Origin of the sequence: Microbispora sp. ZYX-F-249 (assembly GCF_039649665.1) — a bacterium.
GTDB lineage: Bacteria > Actinomycetota > Actinomycetes > Streptosporangiales > Streptosporangiaceae > Microbispora > Microbispora maris.
Genome location: NZ_JBDJAW010000029.1, coordinates 1 through 20,678, shown reverse-complemented (window position 1 = coordinate 20,678; position 20,678 = coordinate 1). Strand labels below are relative to the sequence as shown.

At 70.6% G+C, this 20,678-nt stretch carries 16 protein-coding genes; 12 read left to right on the top strand and 4 right to left on the bottom strand.

The window, feature by feature from the left end:
- Positions 1 to 103: 103 nt before the first annotated feature.
- The gene (locus AAH991_RS28485) at positions 104 to 1,057 is read right to left on the bottom strand and encodes a glycosyltransferase (protein WP_346228996.1); all 954 of its coding nucleotides are present in this window, start codon (positions 1,055 to 1,057) and stop codon (positions 104 to 106) included.
- A 60-nt stretch (positions 1,058 to 1,117) separates the two neighbouring features.
- Positions 1,118 to 1,696, bottom strand: a complete 579-nt coding sequence (locus AAH991_RS28480) for a D-glycero-alpha-D-manno-heptose-1,7-bisphosphate 7-phosphatase (protein WP_346228995.1) — start codon at positions 1,694 to 1,696, stop codon at positions 1,118 to 1,120.
- Between the two features lie 186 nt (positions 1,697 to 1,882).
- Between AAH991_RS28480 and AAH991_RS28475 the strand changes: the two genes are divergently transcribed.
- Genes AAH991_RS28475 through AAH991_RS28435 form a run of 9 tightly spaced genes read left to right on the top strand, consistent with a single transcriptional unit; the run spans position 1,883 to position 11,394 of the window.
- The gene (locus AAH991_RS28475; protein WP_346228994.1) at positions 1,883 to 3,523 is read left to right on the top strand and encodes a carbamoyltransferase family protein; all 1,641 of its coding nucleotides are present in this window, start codon (positions 1,883 to 1,885) and stop codon (positions 3,521 to 3,523) included.
- Positions 3,520 to 4,599, top strand: coding sequence for a glycosyltransferase family 2 protein (locus tag AAH991_RS28470; RefSeq protein ID WP_346228993.1), 1,080 nt, complete (start codon positions 3,520 to 3,522; stop codon positions 4,597 to 4,599). The genes AAH991_RS28475 and AAH991_RS28470 overlap by 4 nt, the downstream gene beginning before the upstream one ends.
- Entirely contained in the window at positions 4,596 to 5,660 is a 1,065-nt protein-coding gene (locus AAH991_RS28465; RefSeq protein ID WP_346228992.1) for a glycosyltransferase family 9 protein, read from the top strand. The genes AAH991_RS28470 and AAH991_RS28465 overlap by 4 nt, the downstream gene beginning before the upstream one ends.
- Positions 5,657 to 6,850, top strand: coding sequence for a glycosyltransferase (locus AAH991_RS28460; protein WP_346228991.1), 1,194 nt, complete (start codon positions 5,657 to 5,659; stop codon positions 6,848 to 6,850). Before AAH991_RS28465 ends, AAH991_RS28460 begins: the two co-directional genes overlap by 4 nt.
- Before the next feature lie 3 nt (positions 6,851 to 6,853).
- A complete protein-coding gene (locus AAH991_RS28455) occupies positions 6,854 to 7,405 on the top strand; it encodes a D-sedoheptulose-7-phosphate isomerase (protein ID WP_346228990.1) in 552 nt (183 codons plus the stop codon).
- The gene (locus AAH991_RS28450; RefSeq protein WP_346228989.1) at positions 7,402 to 8,784 is read left to right on the top strand and encodes a PfkB family carbohydrate kinase; all 1,383 of its coding nucleotides are present in this window, start codon (positions 7,402 to 7,404) and stop codon (positions 8,782 to 8,784) included. Before AAH991_RS28455 ends, AAH991_RS28450 begins: the two co-directional genes overlap by 4 nt.
- 32 nt (positions 8,785 to 8,816) lie before the next feature.
- Complete coding sequence (locus AAH991_RS28445) at positions 8,817 to 9,497, top strand: SDR family oxidoreductase (protein ID WP_346228988.1); 681 nt, start codon at positions 8,817 to 8,819, stop codon at positions 9,495 to 9,497.
- Complete coding sequence (locus tag AAH991_RS28440; RefSeq protein ID WP_346228987.1) at positions 9,488 to 10,435, top strand: glycosyltransferase family 9 protein; 948 nt, start codon at positions 9,488 to 9,490, stop codon at positions 10,433 to 10,435. Before AAH991_RS28445 ends, AAH991_RS28440 begins: the two co-directional genes overlap by 10 nt.
- A complete protein-coding gene (locus AAH991_RS28435; RefSeq protein WP_346228986.1) occupies positions 10,432 to 11,394 on the top strand; it encodes a UDP-glucuronic acid decarboxylase family protein in 963 nt (320 codons plus the stop codon). The genes AAH991_RS28440 and AAH991_RS28435 overlap by 4 nt, the downstream gene beginning before the upstream one ends.
- Positions 11,395 to 11,639: 245 nt before the next feature.
- Here the strand turns inward: AAH991_RS28435 and AAH991_RS28430 are convergent, their stop codons facing one another.
- Positions 11,640 to 12,089, bottom strand: coding sequence for a transposase (locus AAH991_RS28430; protein ID WP_346228985.1), 450 nt, complete (start codon positions 12,087 to 12,089; stop codon positions 11,640 to 11,642).
- A gap of 519 nt (positions 12,090 to 12,608) precedes the next feature.
- Here AAH991_RS28430 and AAH991_RS28425 point away from each other — a divergent pair.
- Positions 12,609 to 18,077: a LamG-like jellyroll fold domain-containing protein gene (locus AAH991_RS28425; protein ID WP_346228984.1), complete on the top strand. Its 5,469-nt coding sequence runs from the start codon at positions 12,609 to 12,611 to the stop codon at positions 18,075 to 18,077.
- A gap of 67 nt (positions 18,078 to 18,144) precedes the next feature.
- The gene (locus tag AAH991_RS28420) at positions 18,145 to 18,753 is read left to right on the top strand and encodes a hypothetical protein (RefSeq protein ID WP_346228983.1); all 609 of its coding nucleotides are present in this window, start codon (positions 18,145 to 18,147) and stop codon (positions 18,751 to 18,753) included.
- A 25-nt stretch (positions 18,754 to 18,778) separates the two neighbouring features.
- Here AAH991_RS28420 and AAH991_RS28415 read toward each other — a convergent pair whose 3' ends face one another.
- A complete protein-coding gene (locus AAH991_RS28415; protein ID WP_346228982.1) occupies positions 18,779 to 19,642 on the bottom strand; it encodes a hypothetical protein in 864 nt (287 codons plus the stop codon).
- Positions 19,643 to 19,716: 74 nt separating this feature from the next.
- Here AAH991_RS28415 and AAH991_RS28410 point away from each other — a divergent pair.
- Positions 19,717 to 20,678: DUF6461 domain-containing protein (locus AAH991_RS28410; protein ID WP_346228981.1), on the top strand; the 962-nt coding region annotated here is incomplete at its 3' end.

The window sequence follows — 20,678 nt, the reverse complement described above, 5'->3', positions numbered from 1 at the left end:
TTGCCACCCTGCAGCGTACGTCCGGGGGAAGGGAGGCCGGCCTCATCCGGGGGTAAGGCCTTTCCCAGGAACGCCATAGGCGACGGGCCGGCCCAGGAACGGGTCATGCCGGGACGATCGAGGTGAGCAATCTGTCCCAGTCTGCGAGGAAGCGGTCGAGGTTGTAGTGGGCCAGCGCGGCCGCGCGGGCCGCCTTTCCGGCCTGGACGGCGAGTTCGGGCTCGTTCGCGAACCGGTCGAGGGCCCGTAGCAGCGTGGGCAGCTTGGTCGAGACGACCCCGGCCTCCGGCGGCACCGCCTCCACGGCCTCGGTGGTGGCGAGCGCGACGATCGGCATGCCGATCATCATGGCCTCGATGAGCGACAGTCCGAGCGAGGTCCAGCGGTAGGGGTGCAGGTAGACCCGCCGCCGGGCCAGCTCGGCGTGCATGGCGGCCTGGGGGAGGTCCTCGAACGTTCCCATCTCCCGGTCCAGGCCGAGCTTGGACGGCAGGTTGGTCACCTTCATGCCGAACACGTCGAGCGGGGCCGTCGCGGCGAACGTGGGCAGCAGGTCGGTCCCCGCGACCCGCCAGCGCCTGATCGGCTCGTTGACGACCACGCCGGCGCGGGCCAGCTCGCCGGTGTAGAGATAGCCGGGGTCGACCACGCCGTGCTCGATGACATGGGTCGGGGCCCGCCCGGAGTCCCAGAACAGGTCGTTGAAGTGGGTGACGTGGACGAGCGGGATGTCGTCCCGGTCGGCCAGCGGGTGGCGGCTCTTGGGCACGTCCCCGGCCGGGGTGTTGTGCTCCACGTAGACACCGGGCACGTCGCGCCCCAGCCACTCGCGGGCCAGTTCGATCTCGTGCGGCCGCTGGTAGACGACCACGTCGACGTCCTCGGCGGCGAACCGGTCGTACGGGACCTCCCGGACGCTGCCGGGCCAGGGATAGGTGTCGGCCCGGCCCCGCCCGTCGGGGCCGCGGTCGGGGGTGAGCGGCACCAGATACTCGTGCGCCCCGTGCACGAAGGAGGTGGTCCACGAACCGTGGACGTGCCAGACCATGATCTTCATCGCATCGCTCCCCGTCCGTCGTCCTGCAGGCCTCGCAACACCGTGCCTCCTGCCGCTGCCTCACCCACCTGCCCCGGTCCCGCCCTCCTCATCCTCAGCTGTGAGCTGAATCCCCGCGAGCACCAGATCGATCGCCGCGGCGAGGTCGGGCGCCACCTCGGGGGCGGCCGACACCTCCTCCGGCAGCGTCACCGGGGTCGGGACGAGGACGCCCCTCGCGCCGGCGGCGCGGGCCGCCTCCACGTCCCGGCCGATGTCGCCGATCACCACGCAGTCCTCCGGGGCGACGCCGAGCCGCCGGGCCGCGCGCAGCACGAGGCCGGGCGCGGGTTTGCGGCAGTCGCAGCGGTCGCCGTCGTCGTGCGGGCAGATCTCCCACACGTCGAACGGACCGAGCAGGGACTCCACGCGGTCGTTCACGGCACGCAGGGCCTCCGGCGCGATGAGGCCCTTGGCCACCCCGGACTGGTTGGTCACGATCCCCACCGGGATGCCCTCCGCGCGGAGTCGTGCGAGCGCCTCCCGCGCCCCCGCGACCGGCTCGACACGATCAGGGTCGGAGTTGTAAGGGACGTCATGAACAAGCGTTCCGTCGCGGTCGAAGAGCACCGCGGCGGGCCTGCGGGCGGGACCTTGCACGTACGACCTCCTGCGCGAATCGCCCGCCGGGCTACCCGGGGGACAAAGCGGCAAACACCGGGCGATGGTTACGCAGAGTAGCAGTTATTGAGTGCATCACCCACAGACGTCGACTTCTCTACAAAGGAGTGTTTAGTAGCGCTTCTCTCGGTAACCAGACCTCCACTGCGCAACGGAGGGAAACCGATGCGGTTCTTGGGGATAAACGCGATTTTTCATGATCCAGCCGCCGCGCTGGTCGTGGATGGTGAGGTGATCGCCGCAGCGGAAGAAGAGCGCTTCAGCCGTCGCAAGCACGGCAAGCGACCGGTCCCTTTCTCTGCCTGGGAACTGCCCGAGCTGGCCGCCGCGTGGTGCCTCGAACAGGCCGGGCTGCGGCCGGAGGACCTCGACGGCGTCGCCTACTCCTACGACCCCGCGCTCGTGGTGCCCGGGGGGCCCGGACAGGACGAGCGCTGGGAGGACCTGCGCACCGCCTACGCCCGCCGCGCGCCCAACTTCCTGGCCACCGCGCTGCCGGGTCTCGACGCCGCCCAGGTGCGGTTCGTCCCCCACCACATCGCGCACGCCGCGTCGGCCGGGCTGGCCGCGCCGTACCGCGAGTCGGCGGTGCTGGTCTGCGACGGCCGGGGCGAGGCCGTCTCGCACCTCGCCGGGCACTACCGGGACGGCGAGCTGACCGTCCTCGCGAGCCAGGCGCTGCCGCACTCCCTCGGGCTCATGTACGAGGACCTCACCGAGCACCTCGGCTTCCTCCGGTCCAGCGACGAGTACAAGGTGATGGCCCTCGCCTCCTACGGCGAGCCGCGCTTCCTGCGTGAGATGCGCGAGCTCATCTACCCGACCGGCGACGGGGGCTTCCGGGTCGAGCCGATCGACTGGAGCGTCTACGCCAAGGGGCTCGGCAAGGGCGAGAAGTGGACGGCCGACCACGCCGACCTCGCGGCGAGCGTCCAGGTCCGCCTGGAGGAGGTGCTGCTCGACCTCGCGAAATGGCTGCACGAGCGGACCGGCGCCCGTCATCTCACGATGGCCGGGGGAGTGGCGCTCAACTGCGTGGCCAACACCCGGCTGTTCGCGGAGGGCCCGTTCGAGGAGGTGTGGGTGCAGCCCGCGGCGGGCGACTCGGGCACCGCGCTCGGGGGAGCGCTGCACCTCGCGCAGGCGAGCGGCGATCCCGTCGTCCCGATGCCCGGCGCCGACCTCGGCCGCACCTGGAGCGACGAGGAGCTGGGCGCCTGGCTCGACGTGGCGCGGGTTCCCTACGAGCGCCCCGCCGACCTCGCCGCGACCGTGGCCGCCGAGCTCGCCGCCGACCGCGTGATCGCCTGGTTCCAGGGACGCGCCGAGTACGGCCCCCGGGCGCTCGGCCGCCGGTCCCTGCTCGCCCACCCCGGCAACCCCCGCAACACCGAGCGGCTCAACGACGTGAAGGGCCGCGAGCAGTTCCGCCCCATCGCCCCGATGGTGCTGGCGGAACGCGCCTCCACGATCTTCGGCAGGGGCCCGACGCCGAGCCCCTACATGCTGTTCGTCCATGACGTGCGGCCGGAGTGGCGCGACCGGATTCCCGCGGTCGTCCACGTCGACGGCACGGCCCGGATCCAGACCGTCGAACGCGGGCGCGACCCGCTGCTGGCCCGGTTGCTCGAGGAGTTCGAGGCCCGCACCGGGTTGCCGGTGGTGGTCAACACGAGCCTCAACACGGCCGGCCGCCCGATGGTCGACGATCCCCGTGACGCGCTGGAGTGCTTCGGCTCCGCCCCGGTGGACGTCCTCGTCCTCGGTCCGTACGTCGTGCGCAGGGGGGCGGTGTTCGCCGGATGACGACAGAGATGACCCGGGGGACGAACACGGCGTCCGCGGGCGAGCCGCACACGGATCCGCACACAGATCCGCGCGGGGAGACGGGGCCGGCGGTCACGGTCGTGATCCCGACGATCGGCCGGCCGAGCCTGGCGGACACACTCGCCGCCCTCGGCTGCGCACATGGTCACGGGCCCGAGGTGATCGTGGTGGACGACCGGCCGGGGGAGAGCCCGGAGCCGTTGCCCGTGCCCGGCCGCGTACGCGTGCTCAGGTCGGGCGGGCGGGGCCCGGCCGCCGCGCGCAACGCCGGGTGGCGGGCCGCGACGACGCCGTGGGTGGTGTTCCTCGACGACGACGTGGTGCCCGGCCCCGGCTGGGTGCGCGCGCTGACGGAGGACCTCGCCCGCCTGCCCGGGAACGTCGGCGGGAGCCAGGGGCGGCTGGAGGTGCCGCTGCCCGAGGGCCGCCGCCCGACCGACGCCGAGCGCAACACCGCCGGCCTGGCCGGCGCGCACTGGATCACCGCCGACATGGCGTATCGCAGGACCGCCCTGGAGGCGACCGGCGGATTCGACGAGCGCTTCCCGGGGGCGTACCGCGAGGACGCCGACCTCGCGCTGCGGGTCGAGCAGGCGGGGTTCTCACTGGTCAAGGGGGAACGGCTGACCCGCCACCCGGTGCGCGACGACGGCTTCTGGTCCAGCGTGCGCTTCCAGCGCGGCAATGCGTCGGACGCGCTCATGCGGCACGTGCACGGCCGCGACTGGCGGGTGATCATCGGCGGCCACCCGGGCAGGCTCAAGCGGCACGCCCTCACCACCGGCATGGGCCTGCTCGCGCTCACCCTGGCGGCCACCGGGGGGCGCCGGAGGCGGCTCGCCGCCGCCGCCGGGCTCGCGTGGCTCGGCCTCACCGCCGAGTTCGCCTGGGCCCGCATCGCCCCGGGTCCGCGTACGCCGGAGGAGATCGCGCGCATGGCCGTGACCAGCGTGGTCATCCCTCCGGTGGCCTGTGCGCACCGGATCACCGGTGAAATGAGGGTGCGGGCGGACAGGATGCGGAAAGACGGGATGCGGACGGGGAGGCGCTCGTGATCGGGACCGCTCTGGTGGTGCGGCCCGACAACGCGGGCGACGTCCTGCTCGCGGGGCCCGCCGTGCGCGCCGTCGCCGCCGGGGCGCGGGAGGTCGTCATGCTCGCCGGCCCGTACGGCCGGGCCGCGGCGGAACTGCTGCCCGGCGTCGACCGCGTCCTTGAGTGGCGCGCGCCGTGGATCGACCCCGACCGGGTGCCGATGACCTCCGAGCACGCGGCCCGCCTGGTGGAGCAGATCCGCGCCGTCGGCCCGGACGTGGCCGTGATCTTCACGTCCTTCCACCAGTCGGCGCTGCCGACGGCCCTGCTGCTGCGGCTGGCCGGGGTGCCGCGGATCGCCGCGATCAGCGAGGACTACCCCGGCTCACTGCTCGACGTGCGTCACGTCGTGGACGAGGGCGTGGACGTCCCCGAGCCGGAGCGGATGCTCGGCCTCGCGCGCGCGGCCGGCTTCGACCTGCCGCCGGGCGACGACGGCCGGCTCGCCGTACGCGGGCCGCTGCCGGACGTGGAACACCTCACCGGCCCGCCCGGCTACGTGGTCGTGCATCCCGGCACGACCGCGCCGGCCCGGGCCTGGCCCGCCGAGCGATGGGCGGAGGCGGTCGAGGCGCTGCTGGCCGCCGGTGAGCGGGTCGTCGTCACCGGCAGCCCGGGGGAGCGGGCGCTGACCGCGCTGGTCTCCGGCCCCGCCCTGGACCTCGGCGGGGCGACCACGTTCGCCGAGCTCGCCGCCGTGCTGGCGGGGGCGTCGGCGGTGGTGGCCGCCAACACCGGCCCCGCCCATCTCGCGGCGGCGGTCGGCACACCCGTGGTCAGCCTGTTCGCGCCGGTCGTGCCCGCCGCCCGGTGGGCGCCGTACGGCGTGCCGGCGGTGGTCCTCGGCGACCAGGACGCCCCCTGCCATGGGAGCAGGGCGCGCATCTGCCCCGTCCCCGGTCACCCGTGCCTGACCGCGGTCGGCGGCGAGCAGGTGGTGGACGCCGTCCGCCGCCTGGCCACGCTGACACGGACGGCGGAGGTGACGCTGGGCGAGGCGGTGAAGGAGGGGGTGTCATGAGGATCGCCCTGGTGTCGGAGCACGCGAGCCCGCTGGCGACCCTCGGCGGCGTGGACGCCGGCGGGCAGAACGTGCACGTCGCGGCGCTGGCCCTGGCCCTCGCGGAGCGGGGCAACGAGGTCGTCGTGCTCACGCGGCGCACCTCCCCCGACCAGCCGGACGCCGTGTCCATGGCTCCCGGCGTCACCGTCGAGCACGTGCCGGCCGGGCCGGCCGAGCCGCTGCCCAAGGACGAGCTGCTGCCCCACATGCCGGAGTTCGGGGCGTACCTGGCCCGCCGATGGAAGGCCGAGCCGCCCGACGTGGCGCACGCGCACTTCTGGATGAGCGGCCTCGCCACGCTGACGGCGGCGGAGCCGCTCGCGATCCCGGTCGTGCAGACCTACCACGCGCTCGGCACGGTGAAGCGGCGCTGGCAGGGCGAGGCCGACACCAGCCCGCCGGGCCGGATCGCGATCGAGCGCGACATCGGCCGCCGGGCGGTCGCGGTCGTCGCCACCTGCTCCGACGAGGTGCGCGAGCTCGTCGCGATGGGCGTGCCGCGCGACCGGATCGCGGTCGTGCCGTGCGGCGTCGACCTCGGCCTGTTCCGGCCGGACGGCCCCGTCTTCCTGCGCGGCGACCGGCCGCGGGTGCTGAGCATCGGCCGCATGGTGCCGCGCAAGGGGGTGGACACCGTCGTCCGCGCCCTGCGTCACGTGCCGGACGCCGAGCTCGTCATCGCGGGCGGCGACCCGGGCGACGAGGAGAGCGCGCGGCTGCGCACGCTGGCCGCAGGCCTCGGCCTCGGCGACCGGGTCCGGCTGATCGGCAGCGTGAGCCGGGCCGAGGTGCCCGATCTCATGCGCTCGGCCGACGTGCTGGTCACCGTGCCCTGGTACGAGCCGTTCGGCATGGTGCCCCTGGAGGCCCTGGCCTGCGGGGTGCCGGTGATCGCCTCGGCGGTCGGCGGTCACCTCGACACCGTCGCGGGATGCGGAGTGCTCGTGCCGCCCCGGCGGCCGCGTGCGCTGTCCCGCGCGCTCGGCGACCTGCTGACCCGGCCCGACGTGCGGGCGGCGCTGTCGGCCGCCGGGGCCCGGCGGGCCCGGGCCCGCTATGGCTGGCCCAGGGTCGCCGAGCAGACCGAGTCCGTCTACCGAAACCTGGCCGGCGGGTGTCTTCGCACCCTCGCCGCCGCGGGAGGCTGAGCGATGCATCCTCATCTGGCCCGGCTGAGCACCGCGCTGACGGCGGTGGACCCGGAAACGCCCAAGATCCACGCCTGGGGTTACAAGCTCGCGGCCGTCCTCAGCGGCGGGGGGCGGCTGCTCGCCTGCGGCAACGGCGGCTCGGCCGCCGAGGCGCAGCACCTGACCGCGGAGCTGGTCGGGCGCTACCGCGCCGACCGCCGGCCGTACGCCGCGATCCCGCTGCACGCCGACACCTCGTCGCTGACCGCCATCGGCAACGACTTCGGCATGGCCGAGCTGTACGCGCGGCAGGTGCGGGCGCACGGCCGCCCCGGCGACGTGCTGATGTGCCTGTCGACCAGCGGGACGAGCCGCAACGTGACCGAGGCGGCCGAGGCCGGGCGCCAGTGCGGGCTGACGACCTGGGCGCTGACCGGGCCCGGCCCGAACCCGCTGGCCGAGTTGTGCGACGAGGCCCTGACCGTGCCCGCGGACGACACCGCGACCATCCAGGAGGTGCACCTCACGGTGATCCACATGCTCTGTGACGTGATCGAGAAGGCGGTCGTGTGAGCGGACCACTCGTCATCGTCGGAGACTCCCTGCTCGACGTCGACGTCGAGGGGACGGCCGACCGGCTGTGTCCCGACGCTCCCGTCCCGGTCGTGGAGGAGCAGGCGGAGCACCACCGGCCCGGCGGGGCGGGCCTCGCCGCGCTGCTGGCCGCCCGCGACGGCACCCGGGTGGTGCTGATCACCGCCATGGGCGACGACCCCTCCGGCCGGTGCCTGGAGGGCTTGCTGTCGCCCACCGTCGAGATCGTGCGGCTGCCGCTGCGGGGCACGACCGTGCGCAAGACGCGGGTCCGCGCCCGCGGGCAGACGCTCGTCAGGATCGACACCGGCGACGGGCGGGCGATGGGACGGCCCGGGCAGGTGGCCTCCGCCTCCGCGTTCGCCCGCGCGGCCGACGCCCTCGCCTCGGCGAGCGCGGTCCTGGTCGCCGACTACGGGCGCGGTGTGGCCGACCTGCTGCGCGAGCCGCTGCGCGGCCTCGACGTGCCGCTGGTGTGGGATCCCCATCCCCGCGGGTCGCTGCCCGTGCCGGGATGCGCGCTGGTCACGCCCAGCGAGGCGGAGGCGCGTGGCATGTGCCGGGAGCCGTACGTCTCGCCCGAGCGCACCGCGCGCAGGCTGGTGCGCGACCTCGACGCCGGGGCCGTCGCGATCACGCTGGGGGAGCGCGGCGCGATGCTGGCCCGTCGCGGCGGCAGGTTCGGGCCGGTCCCGGTGCCGCACGTCGCGGCCGGGACGGACGCCTGCGGCGCGGGCGACCGCTTCGCCGCGGCGGCGGCGCTCGCCCTGGCGGACGGCGCGTCCACCGAGGACGCCGTCGCCCGCGCGGTCGGCGAGGCCACCAGGTTCGTGGAGGAGGGCGGGGCCGCCGCGCTGCGCCTGCCGCGCCCGGCCGCCGAGTCGCCGGCGCCGTTCGCGCCCGGCGCGTCCGCCTTCGAGGTGGCCGCCGCCGTACGCGCCGCCGGGGGCCGCCTGATCGCGACCGGCGGGTGTTTCGACCTGCTGCACGCCGGGCATGTGAGCCTGTTGCGGCGGGCCCGGGCGTTAGGCGACGCCCTGGTGGTCTGCGTGAACTCCGACGACTCGATCCGGCGGCTCAAGGGCCCGAGCAGGCCGCTGGTGAGCGAGCGCGACCGGGTCGAGGTGCTGCGCGCGCTCGGCTGCGTGGACGCCGTGACGGTCTTCGACGAGCACACGCCGTCGCAGGTCATCGAACGGCTGTGCCCGGACGTGTGGGTGAAGGGCGGCGACTACGACGAGCGGTCGATGCCCGAGGCCGAGGCCGTGCGCCGGACCGGCGGGGAGGTCGTCATCCTGCCGACCGTGCCCGGCTACTCCACCACCGGCCTCATCGCCGCCGCCCAGGCCGCTTCATGACATCGGCCGCTTATGGAAAGGGATCGACCTCAATGGTGGGAAACGTATTGATCACCGGGGGCGCGTCCGGCCTGGGCCGGGCCACCGCGACGGCGGTCGCCAAGGCAGGCGGCCGGCCGCTGGTCGTCGACGTCGACGAGCCGGACGGCGGGTTCGACCACGTGCGCGCCGACCTGGCCGACCGGGAACAGGCCGAGCGGGCCGTACGCGAGCTCGCCGAGCGGGCGGGCGGGCTCGACGGCGTCGTGACGGCGGCGGGCATCGACGCCTGCGGCCGGCTGGAGGACGTGGCCGCCGAGCAGTGGGAACGGGTGATCGCGGTCAACCTGCTCGGGACCGCGGCCGTGGTCAGGGCGGCCCTGCCGTACCTGCGCACCTCCGGCGGCAAGGTCGTCACCGTCGCCTCCACGCTCGGGGTGCGCGCGCTCAGCGACGCGACGGCCTACTGCGCCTCCAAGTTCGGCGTCGTGGGCTTCACCCGGGCCCTGGCGGCCGAGCTGGCCGGGCAGGTGGGGGTGACCCTGCTGATCCCCGGCGGCATGCGGACGAACTTCTTCAACGACCGTCCCGAGCAGTACAAGCCCGGCCCGGACGCCCGGCTGAACCAGCCGGAGGATGTCGCGTCGGCGATCCTGTTCGCGCTCGGCCAGCCGCAGGGCTGCGAGGTCAGGGAGCTGGTCGTCGCCGCCTCCACGGAGACGTCATGGCCGTAGAAGATCCGCAGAGACCGGTCCTGCTCGCCCTGCGCGGGCTCGGGCTCGGCGATCTGCTGGCCTCGGTGCCCGCGCTCCGCGCGCTGCGGCGGGCGTATCCCGGGCACCACTTCGTGCTGGCCGCCCCGGCCTACCTCGGCGGGCTGCTCCCGCTGATCGGCGGCATCGACGAGGTGCTCGACGTGTCCGGCCCGGGACCGGTGCCGTACGAGTCGCCCGACGTCGCGGTCAACCTGCACGGCAGCGGCCCGGAGAGCATCCAGGCGCTGCGCCGCACCCGGCCGGGCCGCCTGCTCACGCACACCCACCACCTGGTGCCGGGCTCGGACGGGCCGTCCTGGGAGCCGGAGACGCACGAGAGGCAGCGGTGGTGCTCGCTGCTGGAGTGGTACGGCATCCCCGCCGACTCCCGGGACCTCGCGCTGGGCGACGCCGGGCCGAGCCCGCTCGCCGGCGGCGAGGTGATCATCCACCCGGGGGCGGCGTTCCGGGCCAGACAGTGGCCGCCGGACCGCTTCGCCCAGGTGGCGGCCGAACTCGCCGCCCAGGGCCGCCGGGTCGTCGTCACCGGCGGCGTGACCGAGATCGCGCTCGCCCGGCACGTCGCCCAGCTCGCCGGCCTGCCGGAGGAGTCCGTGCTCGCGGGCCGTACGAACCTGGCCGAGCTGGCCGCGCTGACCGCGCACGCCGCGCTGGTCGTCTGCGGCGACACGGGCATGTCGCACCTGGCCGTCGCCGCGGGCACGCCCTCGGTCATCCTGTACGGCCCGGTGCCGCCCGCGTTGTGGGGGCCCCCTCCGGGAGGCCCGCACATCGCGCTGTGGGCCGGGCGCAGGGGCGACCCGCACGGCGACAGGCCGTCGGAGGGCCTGCTCGAAATCGGAGTGCCCGAGGTGCTCGACGCGGTCAGGAGGTTGCGGGGAGTGGGAGTGCGGTGAAGGGGTCTCGTGTCGTGGTCACCGGGGGAGCCGGGTTCCTCGGCTCCTACCTGTGCGAACGGTTGGTGGAACGCGGTGCGGCGGTCGTCTGCCTGGACAACTTCCTCACCGGGTCGCCGCGCAACGTGGAGCACCTGATCGGGCGGCCGGCGTTCCGGCTCGTGGAGTGCGACCTCACGGGGTTCGTCCACGTGCCGGGGCAGGTGGACCTGGTGCTCCACTTCGCCTCGGCCGCGTCGCCCGCCGACTACCTGCGCCATCCGATCGAGACGCTGAAGGTCGGCAGCATGGGCACGCTGCACGCCCTCGGGCTCGCTGCGGAGAAGGGCGCGCGGCTCGTCCTCGCCTCCACGAGCGAGGTGTACGGCGACCCGCTGGAGCACCCGCAGAAGGAGACGTACTGGGGCAACGTCAACCCGGTCGGCCCGCGCAGCGTGTACGACGAGGCCAAGCGCTTCGCCGAGTCGCTGACCACGGCCTACCGCGACTCGCGCGGGACCGACACCGGGATCGTGCGGATCTTCAACACGTACGGCCCGCGAATGCGGCCCCACGACGGCCGGGCGATCCCCACGTTCATCCGTCAGGCGCTGCTCGGCGAGCCGATCACCGTGACCGGCGACGGCAGCCAGACGCGGTCGATCTGCTACGTGGACGACACGATCGACGGCGTGCTCGCGCTCGCCGAGAGCGACTTCGCCGGGCCGGTGAACATCGGCAACCCGGCCGAGATGTCGATGGCGGAGCTGGCGGAGACGATCCGCGACCTGGCGGGCTCGTCGTCCCCGATCAGGTTCGTCGAGCGGCCGGTGGACGACCCCGCCGTCCGCCGTCCCGACACCTCGCTCGCCGAGGAGCGGCTCGGCTGGCGTCCCAAGGTCGACCCCGTCACCGGCCTGCGCCGCACCATCGACTGGTTCGAGAAGGAGCTGAACAGCTCTTATTCGGCCGCCTCCTGACCCCGCCGCCCCGGACTTGTGGACCCCCGGGGCGGCGATGGGCGCCGTGGGTGCTCAGTTCATTCCCGTCTCCCTCGGGACGTCGCCACTGGCGTGCCGAGGCGGAATGTGGTGCGAATCACTTCTGATGACACTCCCACGGATAGGGGACAGTGTTTGAGATCGGCAATGCGTGTTCTGACGGCTTCACTGCGTGGCCGTAAATCCGTGGACGGGGCCGGATAGAACACGCCAGACCGGCCCTGTCAGAACACCGAAAGCATGACCTGCTCGACGCAGTCGCGCTCCCGGAAACCTGCGGCCATCATTGAGAGGGCAACCAGTGACCGGGTTAGGTCGGGGATGAGACGCTTCCGCCCGTTTTTCTTGGCGACGTCGTCGCGTGCGGTGCTTGCATCGTCGGCACCGAGGAAGGTCTGCGGGCGGGCCCTGATGCCCAGTTCGGACAGCAGTGTGGCGAGGACTCCTGCCTGCTCCCACCGCTGGAAGTGCCAATAAACCGTCTGCCAGGGCGGCAGGTCCGTGGGCAGGTATCGCCAGGGGCAGCCGGATCGCATCAGATAGAGGATCGCGTTCACGATCTCCCGGCGGGGATGCTTCTCTGGACGCCCGTCCGTGCTGGGTGCCGGCAGTAAGGGCTGGATCTGTTCCCACTGCGCATCTGTGAGGTCGGACGGGTAACGGCGAGGGGACACACGCACATTATGGCGACAAATCGGACCAGTGAGAAGATCGCGTCGCTGCACTCAGCTAGTTGACGACCTTCTCAAACATGTCCCGTGAAGAGTGACGCACCGTAGTGACTGCCCGTGTTGTGCAGGTGATCACGGGGGGATGGGTCACCCACTTTCAACGGGCCTTTTCCTTATTCCTGTCGTCCTGTCGTCCCGGCTGTTGATCACGCTCTGTCGATCTTGACGTGCATTTCTGACGTCTGGCTAAATCCACCTAATTGTGCTCTTTTCGGGCCTACGTGGAGTGGAGTGTGCGTGACGTCGTTACCCCCGAAAGCTTCTGAATGGGCAGATCTCCCCAGACGGCAACGTCCGAAACGCCGCGGTACCCCTTTGCTGCGAACCACGGTCCTGTTCGTCGCGGCGAACATGGCTATTGGAATGGCCGCTGTCCCATCCCGGGCAGAAGTGCCGCAACCGGCCGCGCCCCAGAATTCCGAAGCCTCGGAGGCCACAGGTGGCAGGCGTGCCGTCGATCGGGTGGTCGAAGAGGCCAAGATCAAGGCCCACAAGTCTGGCAAGAGGGTAGAGATCCCGGAACGCAACACCGAGACGGTCACGCTGTACGCCAACCCCGACGGCAGGACGCTCCGAATGGAGCTCAGCACCCAGCCGATCCGGGTCAGGAACGCTGACGGCAAGGGTCTCACGCCGATCGACACCACTCTCGTCGAGGCGGACGGCGTCATCAAGCCCAAGGCCACCCAGGGGAACCTTGTCCTGTCCGCCGGCCAGGACAAGACTCTGCTCAGGAGCCGGGCGGCCGACGCCACGGCAGAAATCGCCACGCCATCGGTGCTGCCCAAACCCAGGCTGAAGGGCAACACCGCCATCTACCCTGGCGCCTACGGAAAGAGCCGCGACCTGCTGGTGACCGCGAACCCGACCGGCTTCCGGCAGCAGATCACCATCGCCGAACGGCCCACCGGCCCGGTCTCCTTCAAGGTGCCGGTGAACCTGCCCGAGGGGCTGTCGTTCAAGAAGAACGCCGCGGGCAGGCCCACCATCGTGGGCAAGGACGGCAAGACCCTGACAGAGATACGGCCGACCCTGATACAGGACGCCGAAGCCGCCGACGCCAACGCCGCCATGGGAGCGGGCAAGGTAGGTAAGGCCGCTGTCACTCTTGACGTCGACAACAAGACGCTGGTGTTCACTCCCGACGCCACGTTCCTCGCCGACCCCGCGGTCACCTACCCGGTGACGATGACCGCCGCGGCATCCGACTGGTGGGAGGGTCACACCGGACAGTCGTGGCTCGGCGACACCATGGACACCTTCGTCAACAACGCCGACTACCCAGAAAGCTGGGACAACTTCCGCCTCGACCGGATTCTGGTCGGCAAGTCCAACAACGGCACGGTGCGGTGGCGCGGCTACCTCCAGTTCCCCGACATCCCTGCCGAGTTCGCGGGCAGCACGGTGGAGAACGCCGACCTGATTTTGTGGAATTACTATTCCAACGCCTGCGGTGAGCGTGTCGGCTCCGGAATCACTGCACGGCGCATCATCTCCGACTGGGATGAGCTGACGCTCACCTGGAACAATCAGCCGTCCGTCACCAACACCGGCGCGGACACCGAGTACGGCGCCTACAGCGACTACGACTGCACCGGCTCGATGGCCTACGCCTGGGACCTGATCCACTCGGTCGACGACATCGTCCAGGAATGGGTCGACGGTGCCACCAACTACGGCATCCAGCTCACCGCCGGCAGCGAATCGGATGTGACCAACTGGCGGCGCTACCGAACCGACGAGGCCGGCGGCTGCAGAACGGAGCCGTTGCAAGACTGTCAAGGAACACTTCACCCGCCCATCCTCACCGTGGACTTCGAACCGCCTCCGCCGCCGGTCGTCGATGGTTTCACCTTCATGTCGCCCGACCCCATCACGAGCCTCCCGACGTGGGAGGAGGCCCGTGCCAGGTCGGTATATGAGCCGACGGGCAGCGAGCGGACGAGCATCAGCAACGAGTTCGCAGGCCAAATCGCGGGACAGCGCGACGGGGAACCCTTCGAAGTGAAGACGTCCGATCTCGATCTCCCCGCCGAGGGCAGTGACGGCGATGACGGGAGCGGTGAGGACACCCGCCCGCCGCAGGTGGTCGCGGTCGAACCTGCGGACGGCGCCGTCGACGTCCCCCTCGGCACCATGGTGAAGGTCACCTTCTCCGAACCGGTCGACGAGGCCGCCGTGGTGCTCAAGGATACCGGTGGTGTCGAAGTCACGGCGACGATGGCATACGACAGCACCAATACGACGGTGACCGTCACACCGGCGCAGGCGCTGAAACAGGAAACCACGTACACCGCGGTGGTCTCGGGCGCGATCGATTCCGCGGAGAACATCATGGTTCCGTATTCGTGGTCGTTCACGACCGGCGGTCCGGATACGACGGCGCCGACGGTGACGGCGACGAACCCCACTGCCGGCGCCACGGATGTGCCGGTCACCTCTCCGGTCACCGTGACGTTCAGCGAAGCGATCACCGACGCACAGTTCACACTGAAGGACCCGGCCGGTACGGCGGTCGCGGGCGCGACGGCCATGGACACCACCCACATGGTGCTCACGTTCACCCCCGCCCAGGCGCTGCCTGCGACCACCGCGTACACCGCGGAGGTGTCCGGTGCCAAAGACGCCTCGGGCAACCCCATGGCCCAGCCGTACACCTGGTCGTTCACCACGGGCGTGCAACCGCCGACGGGGCTGGTGGCGGCCTACGGCATGGACGAGGGCGCGGGGACGAGTGTCGCCGACTCGTCCGGCCACGGCAACGCCGGGGTGTCCACCGCCGCCTGGCAGAACGGCAAGTACGGCAAGGCCTTGTCGTTCAACGGCACGTCCAGCTGGGTCACGGTCCCGGACGCCGAGTCCCTGCGCCTGACGACGGGGATGACGCTGTCGGCCTGGGTCAACCCCGCAGTCGTGGCCGGCTGGAGCACCGTCGTGGCCAAGGAGCTGAGAACCTCCGAAGGCGTCTCGTACTCGATGTACGCCGCCAACAGCGACTCAGCCCCCTCGGGCTGGGTGCAGACCTCTCCCGAGGACTACTCGGCGCTCGCAGGCGTCTCGCCGTTGCCGGTGAACACCTGGAGCCACTTGGCGCTCACGTACGACGGCGCTGCTCTGCGGTTGTTCGTCAACGGTCAGCAGATCGCGGAGACCGCGCTCAGCGGTGGCCTCCACGACGACGGCGGCCCGCTGCGGATCGGCGGCAACGACATCTGGGGCGAGCTCTTCCGTGGTCTTATTGACGAGGTCCGCGTCTACAACCGCGCCCAGACCGCGACCGAGATCCAGGCCGACATGACCACTCCCGTGGGCTCCGGCGCGCCGGGACCCACCCCGACCCCGACCCCGACCCCCACCCCCACCCCCACCCCCACCCCGACACCGGTGGCGGGGCTCGTGGCGGCGTACGGCATGAACGAGAGCACCGGCACGACCGTGGCCGACTCCTCCGGACAGAACAACGCCGGAGCAGCCCGGGACACCAGCTGGGCGACCGGCAGGCACGGCGGTGCGCTGTCGTTCAACGGCACCTCCAGCTGGGTGACCATCCCGCACGCACCGTCGCTGCGGTTGACGAACGCGCTGACGCTCTCGGCATGGGTGCGTCCCTCGGCACTGGGCACTGTGTGGCGCAGCGTACTGATGAAGGAGCACGCCGAGGCAGGCGGCGGCTACGGCCTCTACGCCGCCACCGAGTACGCCGCGCCGGCCGGCTGGTTGCAGACCGCCGAGGAGGGTGGCGCCCTCACTGGCAGCAGTCAACTGCCGCTGAACCAGTGGAGCCATCTGGCTCTCGCCTACGACGGCGACGCGGCCACGGTGTACGTCAACGGTGCCCAGGTGGCCCAGGCGCCGATCGCCGGCGAGGTCATCGACGACGGCGGCGCGTTGCGGATCGGCGGCAACGCCTTCTGGGGCGAGTTCTTCCGCGGCCTGATCGACGAGGTGCGCGTCTACAACCGCGCCCAGAGCGCGGCGGAAATCCAGGCCGACATGAACACCCCGATCCCCACCGCCCCGACGCCCGCGTCAGCCGAACGCCGCACCGCGTCCACAGGCGGCGTCCCGGGCATCGCGAAACTGGCGGTGTCCGGCGACGAGGAACCATCCGGTGCCACGGAGCTCACCGTGTGGGTGTCGAATCCGCGGGGTCGTCCGGCGAAGGTCGAAGTGGAGGTAGCACGGGAGCCGGCCAAGTCGTCGAAGCCCGGGCTGCCGAAGGACGGATGGACGGCGACGAAGGAGCTGGCCTGGACCGGCACGGTGACGGGGAAGGCCGACTCGCCGCGACACACGCTGCGGGTGCCGTCCGGCAAGCTGCAGAAGGGCGAGCAACTGCGTTGGCGCGCCCGCGCCACGGTTCCCGGCGCGTCCGGCGCCTGGTCGGAATGGCAGACGTTGACGGTCGGTGATATCCGGGCGGGTGGGGAGTCTGCAGCGGCCACAGCCTCCCGGGCCGCGGCGGCAGCTTCCGGCTTCGAATATAAGCACCCTTCGCTGGAGGACTGCTACGCCACAGCACGTGCGCCGTGGCGCACTGACTCGTGGTCGCGGATGCAGGAACGCCCGCACTCGGCATGTTGGACCACCTGGATCGGCCACGGGGGATGGGAGGAGTACGACGACAACGGCGTCAAGAAGCGCAGGAACAAGACAGCCTGGTGGGTCAGGTTGTTCCCCGGTCCGCTGCGCATCCCGGCTGCGGTGCTGGACAAGGTGACCGACGATGACGTTTTCACCTTCCGGGCGACCTGGGTGGCGCACACCTACATCGGTGACCACACTGGTAACGCCATCTACAAGGGTGGCACCGACGATGCCAGTCTGAAGCCGCAGCACATCAAGTTCTGGGTGAAGCTGACGGACTTCGGCGTCTGGAACAGGGGTGTCCGCCGTACGGAGCTCGACGACGATCTGGACGATGTCCAAATCGAGTTCGACCTCGCCACGCAAGGGTGTCAAATCCAGGAGGGGGACCCCACCCAGCTCAAGACGATCGAGGGCTGGCGCTCGACGCCGTATCTCAAGTACCTGGTTGCAACGGTCAAGCCGGCGGCGCACGACAGAGAAGTCTGTTCCATCATGCCCGCCATTACGCAGTACAAGGAGAACAAGGGTCGGCTGCCCTTATGGGATCAGGAACTCCTCAGCCAGCAGGGCAAGCGGCTCGGCGTGGTGCGGTGGGGGCAGGGAATTCCCAGCAACAGCCTCTGGTCACCAAGCTTCCGCTGCGACTGGAAGAAACTCTCGGTCGGGGAGAAGGGGGGCGGGAACGTCGGAGGCTGCATCTACATCAGAGCCGACCGGGTATTCACGATGTCCAAGAGCGAGGATGACGAATTCCTGGACGTCATCCGCCATATCGAGAAGGCGCTGAACCCGGCGACGAACGCCGGCACCTATCCGCCGTACCGCCCGGGAGACACAACGAGCAATCGGGATATCAACCTTCCGCCGGTGAAGGGGCCTCTGGGGAACGAACTGCCGAAGGTCATCGCGGGTAACTACGCGAAGCCGCCGAACACCCCTGAGGGTGCTCCGCTGTGGAGGGGCACCGACAAGGGCTACGATGAGAACCGGGCGATCTTCTCCAAGCATCCGTTCTCGGTGCCTCAGGATAACTTCGCGATGGGGAAGCCCGGCGCCGCCAACTATGGCGTGAATTACTGCAAGTACTACACCTCGGATGTCTATGTGCAGTACGGCTACACAGAGGTGCAGTGTGACGAGTACCCATTCGCCTCCACCCAAGAAGGGGCCGCGAAAGACAAGATCAACTATTCCGTACAGGGGGTCCGGAAGAGCCATAACCTGCTGCACGGGAAGCTTCTCAAAGCGTTCTACGGCCATTACCGGCTCCTCACCTATGACCCTGTCAATACAATCACCAAGGTCAGCGACAGCCCGTTCTGGGTGAAGATCGTGGACTGACGTCGACATGCTGCGGGGCCGCTCGACGCGGCCCCGCACGATTTCATCCGATGTAAGGACGCTGAGTATGATGAACAGGGAACAGGCGCTTCCCGCGGAGGACCAGTGGGGCCTGCTGGCGGAGTACGGGCACTGGCTCGAATTCGAATTCCATTCCCTCTGGGTGGAGGGCGACGACCAGGAGGAGCTGGCGCGACTGCTCGGGGTGGATCCCGGCTCACGCCGAGAGTGCGACCTGCAGACCGTGTTCACGCTTTACGAAGGCCTGCCGGACAAGGCTGTCTGGATGGGCCCGCACGCGCCCGGCTGGACGCATATGTTCGCCTTCGGCATGCACTCCTTCCATCCCGTGCTTCGTAACCTGGGCAAGCGGCGGGTCTTCGAGATGTACTTCGCGGGAGAAGTGGGCGAAGGGCTTGAGCCGCTGTACCTCAACTACGACGGAGAACAGCTCGGCGACGTCACCCCGCCGGACGCAGCGGGGGGAGAGATGGAAATTCCAGAATATCTTCCCTACGCGGCAGGGCTGGAGCTTGGCACGGCACGGGACCACGAGCGGGATATCCATCTCATGTTCTGCATGATGGGCCGTATCACGGGGCGCTTCGCGGACCGCGATTGGTGGACGGCGACCCGCACCTTCTACCGCATACCCGGCAGGGCGTGGGAGGAGTGATGACGCTCCCCGGTTCCTGCGCGTCTCACCGTCGGGCCGCGCGCGCTGATCCGGGGAAGACGACGATCAGCACTTCCCTGACGGCCTTCGCCCGGGCCAGGCCGGGGGCGCGCTCGGGCCCCCGCACATAAGCGCGGATCCGGTAGGTGCCGGCTCCCGCGACGGTCACGTCGCCGAGCAGGTCGCCGTCGTCGCCGAAGAACCGGAGCACACCGGTCGGGCTTTGATAGCTCATCTCTCCCGACCGCTGCCAGCCCTTCGCGTGCGGCGGTCGCTGCCGGTAGGCCTCCCCGGTGACGCAGACCGGCCCCTTCTCGTCTCCTCCCCAGGAGAGGTGCACGGTGCCTCTGCCCTTGGCCAGGAACCTGCCCGAGTAGTCGAGGCCGCCGTAGCCCTCTTCCCACGCCTGGATGCCGCCCGTGTCCACCCACAGGGCGGCCCGCACCTGCCGCACCGGTGCGGCAATCGGCTTCCTGCGCGGACACCCGGCCTTCGCCGCCGCCAGCCGCCGCTTGGCCTCGGCCTCTTCGGCGTCCCGCTCGGCCAGGTAGATCTGCTGGTTGCGCTCGTACAGGCCGGGGCAGCGCAGTTCGAGCAGCCGCGTCAACTCCTCGTCGCGGACCTCGGAATCGCACAGGGCGCCGCCGCGCGCGAGCAGTTCCTCGTCCGGCAGGTCGCCGAACCGCCGGTGGGCGAAGCACAGGTACATCCGCTGCCTGTCCTCCGGCGCGACCGCCACGGCTCCCGGCGGCCCGTCGAGTCCCATGACCGGGCAGTCACGCTGCCGTCCGGACTCCGGCAGTGGCGTGGTGAGGCGCAGCCACGGCATGGCCAGGGCGAGCAGGAGCATTGTCATCCCCGCCGCGACCCACCAGCGCAGACGGCGCATGCTTAACATGATCACTCCGGAGCGCGCGGGCACATGTCGTAACGATCTTCGCAGAAGGAAGCGGGGCGCGTCTCATGAAGAGGATCGATATGCGTTCACCATTCGACCTGTACGAAGGCGATGTACGGGCGGTCTTCCACGAACCCGCCTGTGTCACCTGGATAAGAGGAGCCGCTATCAACGCCGTCGTCCGGTGTTTCGGCGGGGACGAACAAGGGCTGAGCCGGGGAGAATTCAACGACATCTTCGAGGCGTACGAAATGGAGCCCCACGAGGGCGTGGTCCTCATCTCTCAGGTGGGCGACTGGACGCTCACCGTGGAGGCGACCAGGTATCTGGGAATCAGACGCCTTGAGAAACTGTCAAAGCCGGGTGAGGCGCTGGGCCTGGCGTGGAACGGCGTGTCGAGGTTCGCTTACGCCGTCGGCGGCGACCTGTCTCGCCGGTTCGACCCCTTCAGCCTGAGAGACCGTTCGGCCGACCCGGATGCCCTGGAATGGGCGAGCGGCTACGGCGTCACCGCCGAATACTGGGAACAGGACTGGCTGGCAGCCGCGTTCGCCCTGGCCGAGGGGATCTCCGGCATACGAATCGACCAGAACTGGAAGCAACGAGATCATCTCGTTCTGCGCGACTGCGACGAATCCCAGGACGAGGAGAGCCGGCCCCGGCCCGGCTTGATCCTGAAACCCGAGATGTGGGAACTGGTCTCCCGCCATCCGCGCATAGCGGCCATCGCAGCCGATCCTTCTCCGGAGCGCATAGAGGAGGTCAGCGTGGTCACAGCCGAGCTGGTGATACGCGTCGCCGGACTGGAAGGTCCCCTCATCGGCAGGGCTCTCGGCGCGATCACCCGAGGACTGTGGGGATCGAGCACGCGAGGGCTGCAAGACGATCTCGCTGTCATGGCGGCGGAATTCCGCACCGCGGCCGACGCCGTCCTGGAAGAAGGCGCCGACGTTCTTCTTCCCACTCCAGACACGCAATGGGGACGGCTGTACATGAAACACTACGCCGTGAAGTCCCTGATGGCCTT